19 protein-coding genes and 2 tRNA genes are annotated in these 21,202 nt (G+C 66.8%); 18 read left to right on the forward strand and 3 right to left on the reverse strand.

Annotation, left to right across the window (positions count from 1 at the left end; all coding sequences use genetic code 11):
* Positions 1 to 95: 95 nt before the first annotated feature.
* From A5747_RS23035 to A5747_RS23050, 4 genes are read left to right on the forward strand one after another with little or no spacing between them, the layout of a single operon-like run.
* A complete protein-coding gene (locus A5747_RS23035) occupies positions 96 to 719 on the forward strand; it encodes an Rv2466c family mycothiol-dependent reductase (RefSeq protein WP_076128641.1) in 624 nt (207 codons plus the stop codon).
* A gap of 31 nt (positions 720 to 750) precedes the next feature.
* Positions 751 to 1,230 carry a ribose-5-phosphate isomerase gene (locus A5747_RS23040; RefSeq protein WP_076128643.1) on the forward strand — a complete coding sequence of 160 codons (480 nt, stop codon included), beginning with the start codon at positions 751 to 753 and terminating at the stop codon, positions 1,228 to 1,230.
* Positions 1,231 to 1,239: 9 nt separating this feature from the next.
* Positions 1,240 to 2,046 carry an Fpg/Nei family DNA glycosylase gene (locus A5747_RS23045; RefSeq protein ID WP_076128646.1) on the forward strand — a complete coding sequence of 269 codons (807 nt, stop codon included), beginning with the start codon at positions 1,240 to 1,242 and terminating at the stop codon, positions 2,044 to 2,046.
* Between the two features lie 52 nt (positions 2,047 to 2,098).
* Positions 2,099 to 2,350, forward strand: coding sequence for a hypothetical protein (locus A5747_RS23050; protein WP_076246316.1), 252 nt, complete (start codon positions 2,099 to 2,101; stop codon positions 2,348 to 2,350).
* Between the two features lie 55 nt (positions 2,351 to 2,405).
* Here A5747_RS23050 and A5747_RS23055 read toward each other — a convergent pair whose 3' ends face one another.
* Both A5747_RS23055 and A5747_RS23060 read right to left on the reverse strand, forming a co-directional pair.
* A complete protein-coding gene (locus tag A5747_RS23055) occupies positions 2,406 to 3,590 on the reverse strand; it encodes a serine hydrolase domain-containing protein (RefSeq protein WP_076128650.1) in 1,185 nt (394 codons plus the stop codon).
* Positions 3,591 to 3,621: 31 nt separating this feature from the next.
* Positions 3,622 to 3,692, reverse strand: a tRNA-Gly gene (locus tag A5747_RS23060).
* A 133-nt stretch (positions 3,693 to 3,825) separates the two neighbouring features.
* Here A5747_RS23060 and A5747_RS23065 point away from each other — a divergent pair.
* From A5747_RS23065 to clpP2, 4 genes are all read left to right on the forward strand, one after another.
* A tRNA-Pro gene (locus A5747_RS23065) sits at positions 3,826 to 3,902 on the forward strand.
* A gap of 31 nt (positions 3,903 to 3,933) precedes the next feature.
* The gene (gene tig, locus A5747_RS25590; protein WP_076128652.1) at positions 3,934 to 5,340 is read left to right on the forward strand and encodes a trigger factor; all 1,407 of its coding nucleotides are present in this window, start codon (positions 3,934 to 3,936) and stop codon (positions 5,338 to 5,340) included.
* 116 nt (positions 5,341 to 5,456) lie between these two features.
* Complete coding sequence (locus A5747_RS23075; RefSeq protein ID WP_076057754.1) at positions 5,457 to 6,047, forward strand: ATP-dependent Clp protease proteolytic subunit; 591 nt, start codon at positions 5,457 to 5,459, stop codon at positions 6,045 to 6,047.
* Positions 6,044 to 6,679: an ATP-dependent CLP protease proteolytic subunit ClpP2 gene (gene clpP2, locus A5747_RS23080; protein WP_076128655.1), complete on the forward strand. Its 636-nt coding sequence runs from the start codon at positions 6,044 to 6,046 to the stop codon at positions 6,677 to 6,679. The genes A5747_RS23075 and clpP2 overlap by 4 nt, the downstream gene beginning before the upstream one ends.
* On the opposite strand, the gene mmuM is transcribed toward clpP2, so the two are convergent.
* A complete protein-coding gene (gene mmuM, locus A5747_RS23085) occupies positions 6,676 to 7,566 on the reverse strand; it encodes a homocysteine S-methyltransferase (RefSeq protein WP_076128657.1) in 891 nt (296 codons plus the stop codon). The two genes, clpP2 and mmuM, sit on opposite strands and share 4 nt — an antisense overlap.
* Before the next feature lie 291 nt (positions 7,567 to 7,857).
* Here mmuM and clpX point away from each other — a divergent pair, with 291 nt between their 5' ends.
* The 10 genes from clpX (at position 7,858) to ndk (ending at position 21,071) form a co-directional block, all read left to right on the forward strand.
* Positions 7,858 to 9,138 carry an ATP-dependent Clp protease ATP-binding subunit ClpX gene (clpX, locus tag A5747_RS23090; protein WP_076057751.1) on the forward strand — a complete coding sequence of 427 codons (1,281 nt, stop codon included), beginning with the start codon at positions 7,858 to 7,860 and terminating at the stop codon, positions 9,136 to 9,138.
* A 300-nt stretch (positions 9,139 to 9,438) separates the two neighbouring features.
* Entirely contained in the window at positions 9,439 to 11,400 is a 1,962-nt protein-coding gene (locus A5747_RS23095; RefSeq protein ID WP_139333272.1) for a 2-oxoacid:acceptor oxidoreductase subunit alpha, read from the forward strand.
* Positions 11,397 to 12,479: a 2-oxoacid:ferredoxin oxidoreductase subunit beta gene (locus tag A5747_RS23100; protein ID WP_076128662.1), complete on the forward strand. Its 1,083-nt coding sequence runs from the start codon at positions 11,397 to 11,399 to the stop codon at positions 12,477 to 12,479. Before A5747_RS23095 ends, A5747_RS23100 begins: the two co-directional genes overlap by 4 nt.
* A 1-nt stretch (position 12,480) precedes the next feature.
* Complete coding sequence (gene mobA / locus A5747_RS23105) at positions 12,481 to 13,098, forward strand: molybdenum cofactor guanylyltransferase (RefSeq protein WP_083667351.1); 618 nt, start codon at positions 12,481 to 12,483, stop codon at positions 13,096 to 13,098.
* A gap of 1,097 nt (positions 13,099 to 14,195) precedes the next feature.
* Positions 14,196 to 14,768 carry a transglycosylase family protein gene (locus tag A5747_RS23110; RefSeq protein WP_076128691.1) on the forward strand — a complete coding sequence of 191 codons (573 nt, stop codon included), beginning with the start codon at positions 14,196 to 14,198 and terminating at the stop codon, positions 14,766 to 14,768.
* Between the two features lie 100 nt (positions 14,769 to 14,868).
* The gene (locus A5747_RS23115) at positions 14,869 to 16,128 is read left to right on the forward strand and encodes a trans-acting enoyl reductase family protein (protein WP_076128664.1); all 1,260 of its coding nucleotides are present in this window, start codon (positions 14,869 to 14,871) and stop codon (positions 16,126 to 16,128) included.
* 26 nt (positions 16,129 to 16,154) lie between these two features.
* The gene (locus tag A5747_RS23120; RefSeq protein WP_076128666.1) at positions 16,155 to 18,788 is read left to right on the forward strand and encodes a valine--tRNA ligase; all 2,634 of its coding nucleotides are present in this window, start codon (positions 16,155 to 16,157) and stop codon (positions 18,786 to 18,788) included.
* Entirely contained in the window at positions 18,785 to 20,233 is a 1,449-nt protein-coding gene (locus A5747_RS23125; RefSeq protein ID WP_076128668.1) for a folylpolyglutamate synthase/dihydrofolate synthase family protein, read from the forward strand. Before A5747_RS23120 ends, A5747_RS23125 begins: the two co-directional genes overlap by 4 nt.
* On the forward strand, positions 20,230 to 20,631 hold the full coding sequence (locus A5747_RS23130) for a DUF4233 domain-containing protein (protein WP_076128670.1): 402 nt from the start codon (positions 20,230 to 20,232) through the stop codon (positions 20,629 to 20,631). The genes A5747_RS23125 and A5747_RS23130 overlap by 4 nt, the downstream gene beginning before the upstream one ends.
* Positions 20,632 to 20,660: 29 nt before the next feature.
* Positions 20,661 to 21,071 (forward strand): nucleoside-diphosphate kinase, encoded by a 411-nt coding sequence (gene ndk / locus A5747_RS23135; RefSeq protein WP_076128672.1) that lies wholly within the window; start codon positions 20,661 to 20,663, stop codon positions 21,069 to 21,071.
* Positions 21,072 to 21,202: the final 131 nt, after the last annotated feature.

The following is a 21,202-nucleotide window of genomic DNA, read 5'->3' on the forward strand; positions in this document are numbered from 1 at the left end:
AAGCGTTCGGGCCCGGCGCCGCAGAGCGGGAACAGGCGAGCGGCGACTACGGTTGTGCTGAACGGTGTTCTAACCGTTGACGAGAGGACTGCGCAATGCCCGAGAAGGCACCCGTGAAAAACCAAGCCGATTTCTGGTTCGATCCGCTGTGCCCGTGGTGCTGGATCACGTCGCGCTGGATCCTCGAGGTGGAGAAGGTTCGCGACATCGAGGTGAACTTCCACGTCATGAGCCTGGCGATACTCAACGAAAACCGCGAAGGCCTGCCCGACAAATACCGCGAAATGATGAAGCATGCCTGGGGCCCGGTGCGGGTGGCGATCGCCGCCGAGCAGGCCCACGGTGCTGACGCGCTTGGCCGGCTGTACACGGCGATGGGTACTCGGATTCACAACGAGGACAACAAAGACCTCGAAGAGGTCATCAAGCTGTCCCTCGCCGACGCCGATCTGCCCGCCGAGCTTGCCAAGGCCGCGCAGAGCGACGCCTACGACGACGCGCTGCGCAAGAGTCACCATGCCGGGATGGACGCGGTCGGTGACGATGTCGGGACGCCGACCATCCACGTGAACGGGGTGGCATTCTTCGGGCCGGTCCTGTCGAAGATCCCGCGCGGCGAGGAGGCCGGCAAGCTGTGGGACGCCTCGGTGACCTTCGCGTCCTACCCACACTTCTTTGAGCTCAAGCGGACCCGCACCGAGCCGCCCCAGTTCGACTGACCCCGCGCGCGCCTGTGTAAGGATTGCGGGCATGCGCGTTTACCTCGGCTCTGACCACGCGGGATTCGAGCTAAAACAACAGATCATCGCCCATCTCGAGAAGTCGGGGCATGAGCCGATCGACTGCGGTGCGTTCACCTACGACGCGGACGACGACTACCCGGCCTTTTGCATCGCCGCGGCGACGCGCACGGTGGCGGACCCCGACAGCCTCGGCATCGTGCTGGGCGGATCGGGCAACGGCGAGCAGATCGCGGCCAACAAGGTGCCCGGGGCACGCTGCGCGCTGGGGTGGAGCGTCGAGACCGCGACGCTGGCCCGGGAACACAACAACGCGCAGTTGATCGGCATCGGTGGCCGCATGCACACGGTTGCCGAGGCGTTGGCCATCGTGGACACCTTCCTGAACACGCCGTGGTCGAAAGCCGAACGCCACCAACGGCGTATCGACATTCTCACCGAATACGAACGCACTCACCAAGCGCCGCCGGTGCCCGGCGCCCAGGGCTGAGAGAGTCCGGTGCCCGAAGGGCATACCCTGCACCGGTTGGCGAGGCTGCATCAGCGTCGATTCCGCGGCGCACCCGTGGCGGTGTCCAGCCCGCAGGGCCGATTCGCCGATTCGGCGGCCGTCGTCGACGGCCGGGTGCTGCGCCGCGCCAGCGCCTGGGGCAAGCACCTGTTTCACCATTACGCCGGCGGCCCGATCGTGCACGTGCACCTCGGTCTCTATGGCACCTTCACCGAATGGGAACGCCCCGCCGACGGCACGCTCCCGGATGCGGTGGGACAGGTGCGGATGCGGATGGTCGGCGCCGACTACGGCACCGACTTGCGCGGCCCGACGGTGTGCGAGGTGATCGACGAGGCGCAGGTCGCGGATGTGGTCGCCAAGCTCGGTCCGGACCCGCTGCGCGCTGACGCCGACCCGTCGTGGGCGTGGGCCCGAATTGCGAAGTCCCGCAGGCCCATTGGCGCGCTGTTGATGGACCAGACGGTTATCGCGGGCGTGGGCAACGTCTACCGCAGCGAGTTGCTGTTCCGCCACCGCATCGACCCGTTCCGGCCCGGCCAGAAGATCGGCGAGGCCGAATTCGACGCGGCGTGGACCGATTTGGTTGCGCTGATGAAGGCCGGCTTGCGCGGCGGCAAGATCATCGTGGTGCGGCCCGAACACGATCACGGCCCACCGTCCTACCGGCAAGGGCGGCCGCGGACATACGTGTACCGACGTGCCGGTGAACCCTGCCGGGTGAGCGGGGATCCGATCCGCACCGCGGTGCTGGAGGGCCGAAACGTGTTCTGGTGCCCCACTTGTCAAACATGACCGCTCGGCGTCTACTGGTTGGATTTCCTCTCGAAAGGGTAAGGGTGGCGTCGTGAAGACAATTCCGCGGACAACTGCAACGCTTTTCGCGTTGATCGTCGGCCTGGGGCTGGCTGGAGTGGGCGCCACGACCCAAGCCCAGGCGCAGCCGGGGCCCTTCCCGCAATGGTGCCCGGGTGAATTCTGGGACCCGGGCTGGGGCAACAACTGGGACTGGAACAACTGCCATGACTGGCGCGCGGCGCCGCCGGAGCGTCCTTGGGAAGCGCCGCCGCCGCCACCGCCCCCGGCGTGGCACCCGTGATCCGCACAACCAAACGCGCCCCGTCGATACGGCGGGGCGCGTTTTTCGTGACGCGTCAGTCCGCGGTGACTCCCAGCGCCGCGTAGACCTCGTTGCTGAGCGCGAGGCTGCGCGGGTCCGCATTGGACTTGGTGGCGTCGAAGCGATTCGCCACATACGCGTAGCCGATGCGGTGCTCCAGATCGACGAAGCCGAATGAGCCCCCCAGCCCTCCGTGGCCGAAGATCCGGCGGTTGGGGCCGTTCACGCCGCGCTGGTTGAGCATGTACCCCAGGCCCCACCCGTGATCGGCGACGCGGGGTCCGAGCACCAGATCGGTCTCATAGCCGCCCTGGCACACGCGGACCAGGTCCATGTGCTCCCGGCTGAGCAGCTTCTCCTGCGCCAGCGCGTTGTAGAACGTGGCCAGTCCCAGCGCCGACACCTGACCGTTGGTGCCGGGGAACTCGAGCTGGCGCCACAACTGCAGGTCGTGCGAGCCGAGTTCGTCGTCGGGCGCGAAACCCATCGAGATCGACAATCCCGCTTTGGGGTGTTCGGCCAGGCTCGTCGGGTAGCCGGGGGCCTGCACGTCGGCCAACAGGCCGCGGGCGTGGGGCTTGTTGACCCGCTCGGCGCAGCGGCGTTGTTCGGCGGGGGACAGGCCGATGTGGACATCGGCGCCGAGCGGTTCGGCGATTTCGGTGCGCAGGTACTGACCGATCGTGCGACCGGTGATCCGGCGGAACACCTCGCCGACGATGAAACCGAAGGTGGTCATGTGGTAGCCCTGGGCGGTGCCCGGCTCCCACCAGGGTTCGGCGGCGGCCAATTGCTCGCAGACGAAGTCCCAGTCGGCGACCTGCTCCCAGAGCATTCGGGTGCGCGGCCCGATCACGCCGGACCGGTGGCCCATCACCATGGCCAGGGTGATGTCCTGCTTGCCCGCCTGCGCGAACTCGGGCCAGTAGCGCGCTATCGGCGCGTGCAGGTCCAGCTCGCCGCGGTCGGCAAGCTGATGGACGCACGTGGACGAGAGGCCCTTGGTGCCCGAGAGCACGGTGGTAAGGGTGTCCTGCCGCCACGGGCGGGTGCCCGCCGCGTCGGCCGAGCCGCCCCAGAGGTTGACGACGAGGTCGCCGTCGACCCAGACGGCAACGGCCGCGCCGACCTCGTGGCGCATCGCGAAGTTGCGCGCAAACGCATCGCGTACGCCGACGAAGTCCGGCGCGCATGAGCCCTTGATATCGACGTCGCTCATGGCGCCTTTCTGTCGAGCAGTTGCCCAGCAGAGCGGGCGACGGGAATCGAACCCGCGTAGCTAGTTTGGAAGACTAGGGCTCTACCATTGAGCTACGCCCGCATATATAAGTCGAGCGAGACTGTATCTGGCGACGAACATCAAATCTAATCGAAGCGGGTCTGTTATCGCACCGTGAGGTCGTGAGGTCGCTGCGAAGCCGGCGCCGCCGGGCCGTAGGATCGCGAGGTCAGCGCGGGGTGTAGCGCAGCTTGGTAGCGCATCCGCTTTGGGAGCGGAAGGCCGCAGGTTCAAATCCTGTCACCCCGACCAGACCGCAAACGACCACCGAGGAGCACACCCCGTGAAGAGCAGTGTCGAGCAGTTGAGCCCCACCCGGGTGCGCATCAATGTCGAAGTGCCGTTCACCGAGCTCGAGCCCGATTTCCAGCGGGCTTACAAGGAGCTGGCCAGGCAGGTGCGGCTACCGGGTTTCCGGCCCGGCAAGGCGCCCGCGAAGTTGCTGGAGGCCCGTTTCGGCCGGGAGGCGATGCTCGACCAGGTCGTCAACGAGGCGCTGCCCGCCCGGTATGGGCAGGCCGTCGCGGAGTCGGAAGTCCATCCCCTGGGCCAGCCCGACATCGAGGTGACCAAGAAGGAGTACGGCCAGGAGCTGGCGTTCACCGCCGAGGTCGACATCCGGCCCGAGATCACCCTCCCGGACCTGAGCGCGCTGCAGGTGTCGGTGGATCCGATCGAGGTCAGCGACGACGACGTCGACGCCGAACTGCAGTCGCTGCGCGCCCGGTTCGGCACCCTGAAAGGGGTGGACCGGCCGGTGGCCGACGGAGACTTCGTTTCGATCGACCTGTCGGCGACCGTCGACGGCGAGGACGTTCCGGGCGCCGCCGCGCAGGGACTGTCCCACGAGGTCGGCTCCGGCCGGCTCATCGCCGGCCTCGACGAGGCCGTCGTCGGTTTGTCCGTCGACGAGTCCAAGGAGTTCACCGCGCAGCTGGCGACCGGTGAGCATGCCGGAAAGGACGCGCAGGTCACCGTCACCGTCAAGTCCGTCAAGGAACGCGAACTGCCCGAGCCCGACGACGAGTTCGCCCAATTGGCAAGCGAATTCGACACCATCGAGGAGCTGCGGTCCAACCTCCGCGACCAGGTGGCCCGGCTCAAGCGCGCCCAGCAGGCCGACCAGATCCGCAACGCCACGCTGGACGCTCTGCTCGAGCAGGTAGACGTGCCCCTGCCGGAGGCGGTCGTCCAGGCCCAATTCGACAACGCGATGCACGGCGCGCTGCACGGCCTGGACCACGACCAAGCCAAGTTGGACGAGGTGCTCGCGGCCCAGGGCAAGTCGCGTGAGGAGTTCGAGGCCGAGACGCGCGACGCCGCGGAGACCGAGCTGCGCAAGCAGCTGCTGCTGGATGCGCTGGCCGACGACTTGGAGGTCCAGGTCGGGCAGGACGACCTGACCGAGCGACTGGTGATGACGTCTCGGCAATACGGCATCGAGCCGCAGCAGCTGTTCGCCTATCTCCAGGAGAACAATCAGCTGCCGGCCATGTTCGCCGACGTGCGGCGCGGGCTGGCCATCGCCGCCGCGGTCGAGGCGGCGACGGTCAGCGATACCGAGGGCAACGCGATCGACACCAGCGAGTTCTTCGGCAAGCGCGACCAGGCCGCAGAGGAGGCCACGGATGAGGGCGGCGACGACGCGCCCGAGGACGCGGCCGAGGCCTCGGACGAAGCCGAGAAATGACGCTGTGAGCGAACGCGCCCGTTTCGAGGGGTGCGTGGCCAGCGCGCAGTGGGCTCGGTTGGTTAGTGTCGGTGCATACGGATTTCGAGAAAGCAGGTAACCCAGTCGTGACTGACATGCGTTCGAACTCGCAGGGTCTCAACCTCACGGACTCGGTCTATGAGCGCTTGCTCACCGAGCGCATCATCTTCCTCGGTTCGGAGGTGAACGACGAGATCGCCAATCGGCTGTGCGCGCAGATTCTGCTGCTCGCCGCCGAGGACTCGACCAAAGACATTTCGCTCTACATCAATTCACCCGGCGGATCGATCAGTGCCGGGATGGCGATCTACGACACCATGGTCCTGGCGCCCTGCGACATCGCCACCTACGCGATGGGCATGGCCGCGTCGATGGGTCAGTTCCTGCTCGCGGCGGGAACCAAGGGCAAGCGCTACGCCCTGCCGCACGCCAGGATCCTGATGCACCAGCCGCTGGGCGGGGTGACCGGCAGCGCGGCCGACATCGCCATCCAGGCCGAGCAGTTCACGCTGATCAAGCAGGAAATGTTTAGGCTTATCGCCGAGTTCACCGGTCAGCCGGTCGAGCGCATCGTGACCGACTCCGATCGCGACCGGTGGTTCACCGCCGCGGAAGCCCTCGAGTACGGCTTCGTCGACCACATCATCACCCGCGCCGCACACCTCACCAACGGAGAAGCCCAATGAATCCCGAGATCCAACCCCAGGCGCGGTACATCCTGCCGTCGTTCATCGAGCACTCCAGCTTCGGCGTCAAGGAATCCAACCCGTACAACAAGCTCTTCGAGGAACGCATCATCTTCCTCGGCGTCCAGGTCGATGACGCGTCGGCGAACGACATCATGGCCCAGTTGCTGGTGCTGGAGTCATTGGATCCCGATCGCGACATCACCATGTACATCAACTCCCCGGGTGGGGGGTTCACCTCACTGATGGCGATCTACGACACGATGCAGTACGTGCGCGCCGACATCCAGACGGTGTGTCTGGGTCAGGCCGCTTCGGCGGCGGCGGTGCTGCTGGCGGCCGGGACGCCGGGTAAGCGGATGGCGCTGCCCAACGCGCGGGTGCTGATCCATCAGCCGTCTCTTCAGGGTGTCATCCAGGGCCAGTTCTCCGATCTGGAGATCCAGGCCGCCGAGATCGAGCGGATGCGCACGCTGATGGAGACCACCCTGGCCCGCCACACCGGCAAGGACGCCTCGGTGATCCGTAAGGACACCGACCGCGACAAGATCCTGACCGCGGAAGAGGCCAAGGACTACGGGATCATCGACACCGTCCTGGAGTACCGGAAGCTTTCGGCTCAAACGGCCTAACGGTCGAGGACGGTCGCCAACTCCGCGATATCGGCCGGCCCCACTCGGCAGCATCCGCCGATGATGCGCGCCCCGGCCGCCGCCCACTGCGCGGCGCGTTGCGCGGAAAAGCTGCGCGGCCCGGTCCAACCCTGGCCGTCCCAACGCTCGCCGCTGTTCGGGTAGACGATGATCGGCTTGCCGATGTCGGCGATCGCGATGGCGGCGAGAACGTCGTCGGGCGCACAGCAATTCACGCCGACCGCGACGATCTCGTCGACCCCGGCCGCCACCGCGAACGCGTCGGCGAGCGGTTGTCCGGCGCGGGTCTTCGTCCCGTCGATGGTGTAGCTGAGCCAGGCCGGCACGCCGACCGAGCGCACCAGGTTCACCAGTGCCTCGGCCTCGTCGACATCGGGCACCGTTTCCAGGGCGAGCACGTCGGCTCCGGCGCCGGCCAGGACCTCCAGCCGGGGACGATGCCAGCGCGTCAGCGCCGCGACGGACATGCCGTAGCGGCCGCGATATTCGGATCCGTCGGCCAGCGCCGCGCCGTACGGTCCGACCGAGGCGGCGACGCAAAGGTTCTCGGCAGCCGCGGCGTCACGCGCGGTCTTGGCGAGATCGACGCTGCGACGCAGCAGCGCGACGGCGTCGCCGCGGGCGATCCCGCGGGCCGCGAAACCGTCGAACGAAGCCTGGTAGCTGGCGGTCGTCGCGATCGACGCACCGGCGCGAAAGTACGCCGCGTGGACCGCGACGATCTGCTCCGGGTCATCGGCCAACAGCCGCGCCGACCACAGCGGGTCGGACAGGTCGTGACCGCGCGCCTCCAGCTCGGTGGCCAGGCCGCCATCACTGATCAGCACGGATTCGCTGGGCCAGGTAAATCCCACAGCCAAACCCACACCGCCACTGTAGGGTGGGTTGCCTGGTGGTCAGCCAGAAAACCACCGGGTTCGGGGGCGCACAAGCCTCGGTCGGGTAACGACCGCGACACGCCAAAGACACGCTATGCGCGTCTTTGACGAGTGACCGGCGTCATCGGGCTATATGTTTCATTCAGACGGACAGCATTGAATACCACCGACGCGATTCGGCGCTAACGGTCGCGAGGGGCCCGAGCAAGCGGGTAGCGTCGGGGATTACATGCGGCACAGCACGACGAACGGCGAACAGGAAGTAGGCACTTAAGCACCATGGCGCGCATCGGAGACGGCGGTGACCTGCTGAAGTGCTCGTTCTGCGGGAAGAGCCAAAAGCAAGTCAAGAAGCTCATTGCTGGCCCCGGTGTGTACATCTGCGATGAGTGCATCGATCTGTGTAACGAGATCATCGAAGAGGAGCTCGCCGACGCCGACGACGTCAAGCTTGACGAACTGCCCAAGCCCGCCGAGATCCGGGAATTCCTGGAGGGATACGTCATCGGGCAGGACACCGCCAAGCGGACGCTGGCGGTCGCGGTCTACAACCATTACAAGCGGATCCAGGCGGGCGAGAAGGGTCGTGACTCCCGGTACGAGCCGGTCGAGCTGACCAAGTCCAACATCCTGATGCTCGGACCCACCGGCTGTGGCAAGACCTACCTCGCCCAGACGCTCGCCAAGATGCTCAACGTGCCGTTCGCCATCGCCGACGCCACAGCGCTGACCGAAGCCGGTTATGTCGGTGAGGATGTCGAGAACATCTTGCTGAAACTCATCCAGGCCGCCGACTACGACGTCAAGCGCGCCGAGACCGGGATCATCTACATCGACGAGGTCGACAAGATCGCGCGCAAGAGCGAGAACCCGTCGATCACCCGCGACGTCTCGGGGGAGGGCGTGCAGCAGGCGCTGCTGAAAATCCTCGAGGGCACGCAGGCGTCGGTTCCCCCGCAGGGCGGCCGCAAGCACCCGCACCAAGAGTTCATCCAGATCGACACCACCAACGTGCTGTTCATCGTCGCGGGTGCGTTCGCCGGCCTGGAGAAGATCATCTACGAGCGGGTCGGCAAGCGCGGGCTGGGCTTCGGCGCCGAGGTCCGCTCCAAGGCCGAGATCGACACCACCGATCACTTCGCCGACGTGATGCCCGAGGACCTGATCAAGTTCGGTCTGATCCCCGAGTTCATCGGCCGCCTCCCGGTCGTCGCCTCCGTCACCAACCTGGACATGGAGTCGTTGGTGAAGATCCTGTCCGAACCGAAGAACGCTTTGGTCAAGCAGTACACCCGGCTCTTCGAGATGGACGGCGTCGAGCTGGAGTTCACCGACGACGCGCTGGAGGCGATCGCCGATCAGGCCATCCACCGCGGCACGGGCGCGCGGGGGCTGCGGGCCATCATGGAAGAAGTCCTGCTGCCGGTGATGTACGACATCCCGAGCCGCGACGACGTCGCCAAGGTCGTCGTCACGAAGGAAACCGTGCAGGACAACGTGTTGCCGACGATCGTGCCGCGCAAGGCTTCGCGCGCCGAGCGTCGCGACAAGAGCGCGTAGGCCACCAGTTCAACATTCATGGCGCCCGGCGGTTTGCCGGTCATGGCTTCGCGGAACCCCACCGACGTGACGAACAACACAGTTTGCGTCGTACCCATCAGTAGCACCCCGCTGACTTCGGCATTGGCCCCAAACCCGCTGCGTGCGAGGGATATGAGACGGTCATCCTCGCCGAAAACCGGTGCCATAATTGGTACTACCAGTGACACACAAGCTTCAGGGCACGGGAGTCACTCCATCGGCGCGTACCCTAAAGCTCCAGTGGAGTGCCTATCCGATTGACAAATGGAGGGCGGAGACGTGGATCCGAACGGCAGCGGAGCCGGATCAGATTCTCATAGCGAGATCCGTCATAACGGGTCCGACCGTCAGCGGCTGGAGCAAGTTGTCATCCGCTTCGCCGGGGACTCCGGCGACGGTATGCAGCTGACCGGCGACCGGTTCACGTCGGAGGCAGCGCTTTTCGGAAACGACCTGGCGACCCAGCCGAACTACCCCGCGGAGATCCGCGCCCCGGCAGGCACGCTGCCCGGCGTCTCGTCGTTCCAGATTCAGATCGCCGATTACGACATCTTGACCGCCGGCGACCGACCGGACGTGCTCGTCGCCATGAACCCCGCGGCGCTGAAGGCCAACATCGGCGACCTGCCGCGCGGCGGAATGGTGATCGCGAACTCCGACGAATTCACCAAGCGCAACCTGACGAAGGTCGGCTACGTAACCAACCCGCTGGAGTCCGACGAGCTCGACGACTACGTCGTGCACTCCGTCGCGATGACCAACTTGACCCTTGGGGCCGTCGAGACGATCGGCGCGTCGAAGAAAGACGGCCAACGCGCGAAAAACATGTTCGCCCTTGGCCTTTTGTCGTGGATGTACGGGCGCCCGATCGAGGCCAGCGAGAAATTCATCCGGGAGAAGTTCGCCCGCAAGCCCGACATCGCGGAGGCCAACGTGCTCGCCCTCAAGGCGGGCTGGAACTACGGCGAAACGACCGAGGCGTTCGGCACCACCTACGAGGTCTCCCGCGCGACGTTGCCGGCCGGTGAATACCGGCAGATTTCGGGCAACACCGCGCTGGCCTACGGCATCGTGGCGGCCGGGCAGCTGGCCGGCATCCCGGTGGTGCTCGGCAGCTATCCGATCACGCCGGCCTCGGACATCCTGCACGAGCTGTCCAAGCACAAGAACTTCAACGTGATCACCTTCCAGGCCGAAGACGAGATCGGCGGCATCTGTGCGGCGATCGGCGCCTCCTACGGCGGGGCGCTGGGCGTCACCAGCACGTCGGGACCGGGGATTTCGCTGAAGTCCGAGGCGCTGGGCCTGGGCGTGATGACCGAGTTGCCGTTGCTGGTCATCGATGTGCAGCGCGGCGGGCCGTCGACCGGGCTGCCCACCAAGACCGAGCAGGCCGACCTGCTGCAGGCGTTGTACGGCCGCAACGGGGAGTCGCCGGTGGCGGTCCTGGCTCCGCGGTCGCCGTCCGACTGTTTCGAGACCGCGCTCGAGGCGGTGCGCATCGCGGTGTCGTACCACACCCCGGTGATCCTGCTGTCCGACGGCTCGATCGCCAACGGCTCTGAGCCATGGCGGATTCCGGACGTCGGCTCGCTGGAGCCGATCAAGCACATCTTCGCCAAGCCCGACGAACCCTTCCAGCCTTACAACCGCGACCCGGAAACCTTGGCGCGTCAGTTCGCCGTTCCGGGCACACCCGGACTGGAACATCGCATCGGCGGTTTGGAAGCGGCGAACGGCAGCGGCAACATCTCCTACGAGCCGATCAACCACGACCTCATGGTCCGGTTGCGCCAGGCCAAGATTGACGGCATCTCCGTCCCCGACCTGGAAGTCGACGATCCGACCGGAGACGCCGAGCTGCTGCTGATCGGCTGGGGCAGCTCCTACGGCCCGATCGGCGAAGCCTGCCGTCGCGCGCGGCGAAAGGGCATCAAGGTCGCGCACGCCCACCTGCGCTACCTCAGCCCGTTCCCCGCGAACCTCGGCGAGGTGCTGCGGCGTTACCCGAAGGTGGTCGCGCCGGAGATGAACCTGGGGCAGTTGGCGCTGATCCTGCGCGGCAAGTATCTGGTCGACGTGCAATCGGTCACCAAGGTCCAGGGCGTGTCGTTCCTGGCCGACGAGATCGGGCGCGTCATCCGCGCCGCGCTGGGCGGAACATTGGCCGAAATCGAGCACGATAAGACGATGGTCGCCAGAATGGCGGCAGCAACAGTTGGAGCGGGAGCTATCGAATGACGAGCGACCTAGCGGGCACAGACCTCGGGTTGACGCCGAGGTTGACGAAGAACGACGGCGTGCCCACGACGGATCAGCCGCAGAAGGGCAAAGACTTCACCAGCGATCAAGAGGTCCGGTGGTGCCCGGGCTGCGGCGACTACGTCATCCTCAACACCATCCGCAACTTCCTGCCCGAGCTGGGGCTGCGCCGGGAGAACATCGTCTTCGTCAGCGGCATCGGCTGCTCCAGCCGGTTCCCGTACTACCTGGAGACCTACGGGTTCCACTCCATCCACGGCCGGGCCCCGGCCATCGCGACCGGGCTCGCACTGGCCCGCGAGGACCTGTCGGTGTGGGTGGTCACCGGCGACGGCGACGCCCTGTCGATCGGTGGCAACCACCTGATCCACGCGCTGCGCCGCAACGTCAACATCACGATCCTGCTGTTCAACAACCGGATCTACGGCCTGACCAAGGGGCAGTACTCGCCGACGTCCGAGGTCGGCAAGGTCACCAAGTCCACGCCGATGGGATCGCTGGATCACCCGTTCAACCCGGTGTCGTTGGCGCTGGGCGCCGAAGCGACCTTCGTCGGCCGCGCACTGGACTCCGACCGCAACGGGCTGACGGAGGTCCTGCGGGCTGCCGCCCAGCATCGCGGCGCCGCCGTGGTTGAAATCCTGCAGGACTGCCCGATTTTCAACGACGGCTCGTTCGACGCGCTGCGCAAGGAGGGCGCCGAGGAGCGGGTGATCAACGTCCGCCACGGCGAGCCGATTGTCTTCGGCGCCAACGGCGAATACTGCGTGGTGAAGTCCGGCTTCAGCCTCGAGGTGGCCAAGACCGCCGACGTGGCCGTCGAGGAGATCGTCGTGCACGACGCGCAGGCCGACGACTCGGCCTACGCGTACGCGCTGTCGCGGTTGTCGGACCAGAACCTCGAGCACACGGTGCTGGGCATCTTCCGCAACATCAACAGGCCCACCTACGACGACGCGGCCCGCTCCCAGGTTCGTGCGGCCCAGTCGTCCAAGCCGTTCGATACCGCTGCGCTGCAGTCACTGTTGCGCGGGCGCGACACCTGGACCGTCGACTAAGGTGGCCCAGCTCGTGCCCGACGCAGTCTCACTGGCCGGGGTAGTACTCGCTGGAGGCGAGTCGCGGCGGATGGGCCGCGACAAAGCAACCCTGCCCTTCCCCGGTTCTTCGGGCGCCGGTGCGACCACGATGGTTGAGCACGTTGTCGGCATCCTCGCGCAGCGCTGCGAACCGGTTTTGGTGATGGCCGCGCAGGGACAACCGCTGCCCGCACTGCAGGCCCGCATCATCCGCGACGAGTTGGGCGGCCAGGGGCCGTTGCCGGCGACCGCGCGCGCACTGCGCGCCGCCTCCGACGCGGGCACCCGCCTCGCTTTCATCTGCGCCGTGGACATGCCGCTGCTGAGCGCTGAACTGATCGATGACCTCGCCCGCCGCGCGCTGGAGACCAACGCGGAAGTCGTGTTGCCGTGGGACGGCCGGGATCATTTTCTGGCCGCGGTATACCGGACCGATCTCGCCGCCCGGGCCGAGGCGCTGGTGGCCGCCGGTGAGCGCAAAATGCGTGCCCTGGTTGACGTTTCGGACACGCAGCGAATCGTCACATCGGATTCGCGTCCGTTGACCAACGTCAACAGCGACGCTGACCTGCGTGCCCTGGTGCGGTCCGGAGCCTGACACGAGCCGACAGCTCGAAAGAATGCGCCGCGTAATCGGTGCGCTTATTTTATTTCGCCGACACAATTGCTTAACTCGGGTTTGACAAATGGCTTTGAATTCTCGAATCGGCAATATCAGCCGGTTAGAAACTATTGCCTCTAGTTAGTATCCGAACACGTCTAAAAGCCCATCGTCACGCCATTCGTTACCATCGCCGTAATACGTTGGCGCCGTGGCGATTTGGCATGAGCCCCGACGTACATCGTACCAGGTTGAGTTCGGTCCCGCGCGACGCGGCAGTCCGGCGCCGCGAGTGAGGCTGGCAAATTGCGCAGCGCAAATTGTCGATCCGGGAGCACGCCTTCTCGTCAGCTCGTGTCGGACCGTAGTCATGGCTGGGGCCGGATGGACGAACGTCGCCAAAACCACTGGGGCAGTGGGTAAGTCGTGTAAATGTGGACGATGCGGCGGACCGGTCGACGTCGGTGCAAGCACTTGCCCGTGGTCTTCCGCCGCGCTACCATGAGCCGGCCAATTAGGCTGAGGCACTTCGGCTTTCGAAGTTACATATGTCCGAATCTTGTCAAGTCGCGCGTGTCGGGCGCCCATTGGGCTTGGTCGCCGTGTACCCTGCGCGGCTTGTCCCTGCGACGCGCGCCGGCGCATCGCCGCAAATCGTGTGCCAGCTCACAAAATGTACGTGATTCGGCTCACGGGAACCGGGTAGCGATCATGGTCGGATGGGGCCGAATAAATGGTTGCTGACCTGCAAAATTATTTGTGCTATCGCGCCGTGATCACGTCGTTATCAAACTGAGATGCACGTTCTCTCGAGATGACGAATGCAATCGGTTCTCGTACGGTCCCTGGTAGCCCGAAACGGGTGACGGAAAGTACCGAAAAATTGAATCCACGGACCCGCGTGTGAGCGGGGCTGCGGTCGGCGACAGCCGTCCCGCGGTCGGTAGGCGATAGCTCGCCGGCCAGACCAGTCCCGCTGTCGTGCCCGAACGAGACGGCACGTCCCGAAGCACTTTTCCGCTTGGACAACTGCACCCCCCAAACCCACGGCTGTGGGTTTGCTTTGGCGCGCGCGCACCGCGAAAGGAACGATATTGAAGAACGTCCGTAAGACGCTCATCCTCGCCGCGATCACGGGCTCGCTCGTGACGATGCCGTCCGCCCACGCGGAGCCGATGGGCTTTGACCCGAACGTTCCCCCGGCCGGGCAGGGCCCCGACGCGCCCCCGCCTCCGGCTCCCGACGCCGCGGCCCCTGTGGGCTTCAACCCGAACGTTCCGCCGCCGCCCGCGGTGCCGGAGGCCTTGGCGCCCGTTGACGCGCCGGCCGGCTTCGACCCGAACGTTCCGCCGCCGCCCGCGGCGCCTGAGGTTCCGCCGCCGCCCGCCCCCGCGGGCTTCGACGGCAACCCGCCGATGCCCCCGGCTCACAAGGCTTACAGCGTGAACTGGGACGCGATCGCGCAGTGCGAGTCTGGTGGCAACTGGGGCATCAGCACCGGTAACGGCTTCTCCGGTGGGCTGCAGTTCACGTCGAGCACGTGGCACGCCAACGGTGGGTCGGGCTCCCCGTCCAGCGCCAGCCGTGAGGAGCAGATCCGCGTGGCCGAGAACGTGCTGCACTCGCAGGGCATCGGCGCCTGGCCGGTCTGCGGCCGCCGCGGCTGACCGACTGCCGAAAACTGACGGCCTCGCCGTCGCACGTATAAGTAATGCCGGGCCTTGGGCCCGGCATTACTTATCTGCGGGTCGGGGTAGCGTCGGGCCCGTGACCGCAACGCCGCGCGAATTCGACATCGTGTTGTACGGCGCGACGGGCTTTGTGGGGAAGCTGACCGCCGAGTATCTGGCACGCGCCGGCGGTGAGGCCCGGATCGCGCTGGCCGGCAGGTCACCGGACCGGCTGCGCGCCGTCCGGGACACCCTCGGCGCATCCGCGCGGGACTGGCCGACCCTGAGCGCCGACGCCACCTCGCCGTCGTCGCTGGAGGACATGGCCGCCCGGACGCGAGTCGTCGTCACGACGGTCGGGCCCTACACCCGCTACGGGTTGCCCTTGGTGGCCGCGTGCGCCGCGGCCGGCACCGATTACGCGGACCTGACCGGCGAGCCGCCGTTCATGCGACAGAGCATCGACCTGTACCACAAGCAAGCGGCCGACACCGGCGCCCGAATCGTGCACGCCTGCGGCTTCGATTCCATCCCGTCAGATCTGACCGTTTATGCGCTGCATCTCGCGGCGCAGGCAGACGGCGCCGGCGAGCTCGGCGACACCCACTTCGTCGTCCGCTCTCTGCGGGGCGGATTCTCCGGCGGCACCTACGCGTCGCTGCTGGAAGTCCTGTACACCGCCTCGAGCGACCCCGACGCGCGCCGCCAGCTCGCCGACCCCTACACGTTGAGCACCGACCGCGGCGCGGAGCCCGAACTCGGCCGGCAGCCCGACCTGCCCTCGCGCCGTGGCCGGGACCTCGCGCCGGAACTATCCGGCGTGTGGACCGCGGGATTCTTGATGGCGCCCACGAACACCCGGATCGTGCGGCGCAGCAACGCATTGTTGGACTGGGCCTACGGCAGGCGTTTCCGCTACGACGAGAACATGAGCCTCGGGTCGTCGGCCGTCGCGCCCGTGGCGTCGGCTGTCTTCGGCGGCATCGGCAACGCGATGTTCGCGATGGGCAGCCGCTACTTCCGGCTGTTGCCGCGTCGCCTGGTGGAGCGGGTCCTGCCCGAGCCGGGGACCGGTCCCAGTGCGGAGGCCCGGGAGCGCGGCTACTACAAGGTTGAGACGTACACCACAACGACCGGCGGCGCTCGCTATGTGGCGAGAATGGAGCAGCGCGGGGACCCCGGCTACAAGGCGACCTCGGTGTTGTTGGGAGAGAGCGCACTTGCACTTGCGTTCGATCGCGACAAGCTCTCGGACCTGCGGGGCGTGCTGACCCCGGCGGCCGCGATGGGCGATGCCCTGCTGGCGCGGTTTCCGGACGCCGGTGTGTCGTTGCGGGTCGACCGGCTGGCTGGGTGACCCGCGCCGATCCCTAGAATTGACCGGTGACCGCCAGTCCTAGTTCCGGAGCCGACCTGCCCAAGTCGTGGGAGCCGGGCGCGATGGAAAGCGCGATCTACCAGAAGTGGCTGGACGCCGGTTACTTCGCGGCGGACTCGGCCAGCACCAAACCCGGGTACTCGATCGTGCTGCCCCCGCCGAACGTGACCGGCAGCCTGCACATGGGTCACGCGCTGGAACACACCATGATGGACGCCCTGACGCGCCGCAAGCGCATGCAGGGCTATGAGGTGCTGTGGCAGCCGGGCATGGATCACGCGGGTATCGCGACCCAGAGCGTGGTGGAAAAACAGCTCGCGGTGGACGGCAAGACTAAGGAGGACTTCGGTCGAGAGCTGTTCATCGACAAGGTCTGGGATTGGAAGCGCGAGTCGGGCGGCGCCATCGGTGGCCAGATGCGCCGTATCGGTGACGGGGTGGATTGGAGTCGCGACCGGTTCACCATGGACGACGGCCTGTCCCGCGCGGTGCGGACCATCTTCAAGCGGCTCTACGACGCCGGACTGATCTATCGGGCCGAGCGGTTGGTCAACTGGTCGCCGGTCCTGCAGACGGCGATCTCCGACATCGAGGTCGTCTACGACGAGGTCGAGGGCGAGCTGGTCTCGTTCCGCTACGGGTCACTCGACGACGACGAGCCACACATCGTGGTCGCCACCACTCGGGTCGAGACGATGCTCGGCGACACCGCGATCGCCGTCCATCCCGACGACAAGCGCTACCGGCATCTGGTCGGCACCACATTGCCGCACCCGTTCATCGACCGGCAACTCATCGTCGTCGCCGACGACCACGTCGATCCCGAATTCGGCACCGGGGCGGTCAAAGTCACGCCCGCGCATGATCCCAACGACTTCGAAATCGGACTGCGCCACGAGCTGCCGATGCCAAACATCTTGGACACCAAGGCCTTTATCGTCGACACCGGAACCGAGTTCGACGGCATGGACCGCTTCGAGGCGCGGGTGGCGGTGCGGGAGGCGCTGGCCGCGCAGGGCCGCATCGTCGAGGAGAAGCGGCCGTACCTGCACAGCGTCGGGCATTCGGAGCGCAGCGGCGAAATCATCGAACCGCGTCTGTCGCTGCAGTGGTGGGTCAGGGTGGAATCGCTGGCCAAGGCCGCCGGCGACGCGGTGCGCAACGGGGACACCGTGATTCACCCCGCCAGCATGGAACCGCGCTGGTTCGGCTGGGTCGACGACATGCACGACTGGTGTATCTCGCGACAGCTGTGGTGGGGCCACCGCATCCCGATCTGGTACGGGCCCAACGGCGAACAGGTGTGCGTCGGCCCAGACGACACACCCCCGGATGGCTGGGCGCAGGATCCCGACGTGCTGGACACCTGGTTTTCGTCCGCGCTGTGGCCGTTTTCGACGCTCGGTTGGCCGGAGAAGACCGCCGAATTGGAAAAGTTCTATCCGACAAGCGTTCTGGTGACGGGCTACGACATCCTGTTCTTCTGGGTGGCGCGGATGATGATGTTCGGCACCTTCGTCGGCGGTGACGACGCGATCACCGTGGGCGGCAGCCGCGGCCCGCAGGTGCCGTTCACCGATGTGTTCCTGCACGGGCTGATCCGCGACGAGTTCGGCCGCAAGATGAGCAAGTCGCGGGGCAACGTCGTCGACCCCCTCGATTGGGTGGAAAAGTTCGGGGCCGACGCGCTGCGGTTTACCCTCGCGCGCGGTTCCAGCCCCGGCAGTGACCTGGCCGTCGGCGAGGATCACGTCCGGGCGTCGCGCAGTTTCGTCACCAAGCTGTTCAACGCGACACGGTTCGCGCTGCTCAACGGCGCCAGCCCGGCGCCGCTGCCCGACCTTGCGGACCTGACCGACGCCGACCGCTGGATCCTGGGAAGGCTGGAAGAGGTTCGCGCCGAAGTCGATTCGGCGTTCGACGGCTACGAGTTCAGCCGGGCCTGCGAGTCGCTTTATCACTTCACCTGGGACGAATTCTGCGACTGGTATGTCGAATTGGCCAAGACGCAGCTTTCCGAAGGGCTCGCCCACACGACCGCCGTGCTGGCGGCGGTACTCGACACGCTGCTGCGGTTGCTGCACCCGGTCATCCCATTCGTCACCGAGGCGCTGTGGCAGGCCCTGACCAACCAGGAGTCACTGGTCATCGCCGAATGGCCGAAGCCCTCGGGTATCGCGCTGGATCCGGTTGCCGCACAACGGATCAGCGACCTGCAGAAGCTTGTCACCGAGATCCGGCGGTTCCGCAGCGATCAAGGGCTGGCCGATCGGCAGAAGGTGTCGGCACGCCTGAGTGGTGGGGGAGAACTGAGCGCACAGGTGATGGCCCTGACCTCGCTGACCGCGCCGGGGCCCGACTTCACCCCGTCGGCGTCGCTGGAGGTCCGCCAAGGGTCCGGCACAGACATGCTCGAACTCGACACGTCGGGCACGATCGATGTGGCGGCCGAGCGCCGTCGTCTCGAAAAGGATTTGGCCGCAGCGCAAAAGGAGCTGGCCTCCACCGCCGCGAAATTGGCCAACGACGACTTCCTGGCCAAGGCTCCCGAGCAGGTCGTCGGCAAGATCCGCGACCGCCAGCGGGTGGCCCAAGAGGAAACCGAACGGATCACCGCCAGGCTGGCCGGGCTGCAATGACCGAGTCGCCGGGACCGGGACGCTTCGACACCGACGCCATGGTGCCCACACCGGACGAGATCGCGTCCCTGCTGCAGGTCGAGCACCTGCTGGACCAGCGCTGGCCCGAGACCAAGATCGAGCCGAGCCTGACCCGGGTCACCGCGCTGCTGGATCTGCTCGGCTCGCCGCAGCGCGGCTACCCGTCGATCCACGTCGCGGGCACCAACGGCAAGACCTCGGTGGTGCGGATGATCGATGCGCTGCTCACCGCGTTGCACCGGCGCACCGGTCGAACCACCAGCCCGCACCTGCAGTCGGCGGTCGAACGCATCGCGATCGACGGCGAACCCATCAGCCCCGCGCGTTACGTGGCGACGTATCGGGAGATCGAACCGTTCGTGCAGATGATCGACGAGCAATCGCAGGCCGCCGGCGGGCCGGCGATGAGCAAGTTCGAAGTGCTGACCGGCATGGCGTTCGCCGCGTTCGCCGACGCACCCGTCGAGGTCGCGGTCGTCGAGGTGGGCATGGGCGGACGCTGGGACGCCACCAACGTGATCGACGCGCCCGTGGCCGTCATCACGCCGATCGACATCGACCACGTCGACTATCTCGGCGACGACATCCGCGGAATCGCCGGCGAAAAGGCGGGCATCATCACCAAGGCGCCTGACGGCGCGCCCGACACCGTCGCGGTCATCGCGCGGCAGCCGCCCGAGGTGATGGAAGTGCTGTTGGCCCAATCCGTGCGCGCCGACGCGGCGGTCGCCCGAGAGGATTCCGAGTTCGCGGTGTTGGATCGCCAGGTGGCGATCGGCGGGCAGGTGTTGCGGCTGCAGGGCCTTGGCGGGGTGTATTCCGACATCTTCCTACCGCTGCACGGCGAACATCAGGCGCACAATGCGGCGGTGGCCCTGGCGGCGGTCGAGGCGTTCTTCGGCGCCGGCGCGCAGCGTCAGCTCGACATCGACGCCGTCCGGGCCGGTTTCGCGGCGGTCCGCAGTCCCGGCCGGCTGGAACGCATGCGCAGCGCGCCGACGGTGTTTATCGACTCCGCGCACAACCCGGCCGGGGCGGCCGCGCTAGCGCAGGCGCTCGCCGACGAGTTCGAATTCCGTTATGTCGTTGGCGTGCTCAGCGTGCTGACGGGCAAGGATGTGGACGGCATCCTGGCCGCGCTGGAGCCGGTGTTCGACTCCGTCGTGGTGACCCACAACGGGTCGCCGCGGGCGCTGGACGTCGAATCGCTGGCGGTGGCGGCCCGGGCGCGGTTCGGCCCGGAGCGCGTGACGACGGCCGAGGACCTGCGTGACGCCATCGAGGTCGCTACCGCCCTGGTCGACGACGCGGCCGCGCTCGGGGACGCCGAAGCGGGCGCGTTCTCCGGCACCGGGATCGTCATCACCGGCTCGGTCGTCACGGCCGGGGCCGCGCGCACCTTGTTCGGTCGTGATCCGCAATGACCGCCCCAAGCCCCCAGGGACCCGTGCCACCCGCAGACCCATGGAAGAGCTTCGGCGCGGTGATGGCCGCGACCCTGCTTCTGGAAGCGATCGTGGTGCTGCTGGCGATCCCGGTGGTCGGCGCCGTCGGCGGCGGCCTGAACCCGGTATCGCTGGGCTACCTGATCGGCCTGGCCGCGCTGTTGATCCTGCTCACCGGGCTGCAGCGCCGACCGTGGGCGATTTGGGTGAACCTGGGCGTGCAAGCGGTGCTGGTCGCCGGGTTCCTGATCTACCCCGGCGTGGGCTTCATCGGTTTGCTGTTCGCCGGTGTGTGGCTGCTGATCGCCTACCTGCGGGCCGAGGTCAGGCGGCGGCAGCAATACGGACAGCCGCAGGGCCAGCCGCCACCCGACTGATCGCCGCCGCATTCTGTACGCTGTCCGCCGTGACGGAACGGACCCTGGTACTGATCAAGCCGGATGGCGTCGAGCGGCGGCTGGTCGGCGAGATCATCGGCCGCATCGAGCGCAAAGGTCTCGCCATCGCCGCGCTCGAACTCCGACACATCGACGCGAAGCTGGCGAGCCAGCATTACGCCGAGCACGAGGGCAAACCGTTCTTCGAGTCGTTGCTGCAGTTCATCACCTCGGGTCCGGTAGTGGCGGCAATCGTGGAGGGCCCGCGAGCGATCGCGGCGGTTCGCCAGCTCGCCGGGGGAACCGACCCGGTCGACCAGGCCACGCCCGGCACCATCCGCGGCGACTTCGGGCTGGAAACGCAGTTCAACCTGGTGCACGGCTCCGATTCGGCCGATTCGGCCAAGCGCGAGATCGCGCTGTGGTTTCCCGGCGTTTAGCCAGGCGACGATAGCGGGCCGCGCGGGGATCAGGGTGGGTTTGCGGAGCGCCGAAGTCGGGTGCCGCTGGACCCGGGCCGTGATGTGGGATACTTATAGTTGGGTGAACGTCGCCGGACCGGCGTCGGACA

The organism is Mycobacterium sp. IS-836, from assembly GCF_001954275.1.
In the GTDB taxonomy this organism is placed as follows: domain Bacteria; phylum Actinomycetota; class Actinomycetes; order Mycobacteriales; family Mycobacteriaceae; genus Mycobacterium.

Coding starts and splice junctions, on each gene's coding strand:
- A5747_RS23130 (WP_076128670.1), top strand. CDS start 20,230: ATGACCGCCCCAAGCCCCCAGGGACCCGTGCCACCCGCAGACCCATGG.
- clpX (WP_076057751.1), top strand. CDS start 7,858: ATGGCGCGCATCGGAGACGGCGGTGACCTGCTGAAGTGCTCGTTCTGC.
- clpP2 (WP_076128655.1), top strand. CDS start 6,044: ATGAATCCCGAGATCCAACCCCAGGCGCGGTACATCCTGCCGTCGTTC.
- A5747_RS23100 (WP_076128662.1), top strand. CDS start 11,397: ATGACGAGCGACCTAGCGGGCACAGACCTCGGGTTGACGCCGAGGTTG.
- A5747_RS23040 (WP_076128643.1), top strand. CDS start 751: ATGCGCGTTTACCTCGGCTCTGACCACGCGGGATTCGAGCTAAAACAA.
- A5747_RS23055 (WP_076128650.1), bottom strand. CDS start 3,590: ATGAGCGACGTCGATATCAAGGGCTCATGCGCGCCGGACTTCGTCGGC.
- A5747_RS23075 (WP_076057754.1), top strand. CDS start 5,457: ATGCGTTCGAACTCGCAGGGTCTCAACCTCACGGACTCGGTCTATGAG.
- A5747_RS23125 (WP_076128668.1), top strand. CDS start 18,785: ATGACCGAGTCGCCGGGACCGGGACGCTTCGACACCGACGCCATGGTG.
- A5747_RS23035 (WP_076128641.1), top strand. CDS start 96: ATGCCCGAGAAGGCACCCGTGAAAAACCAAGCCGATTTCTGGTTCGAT.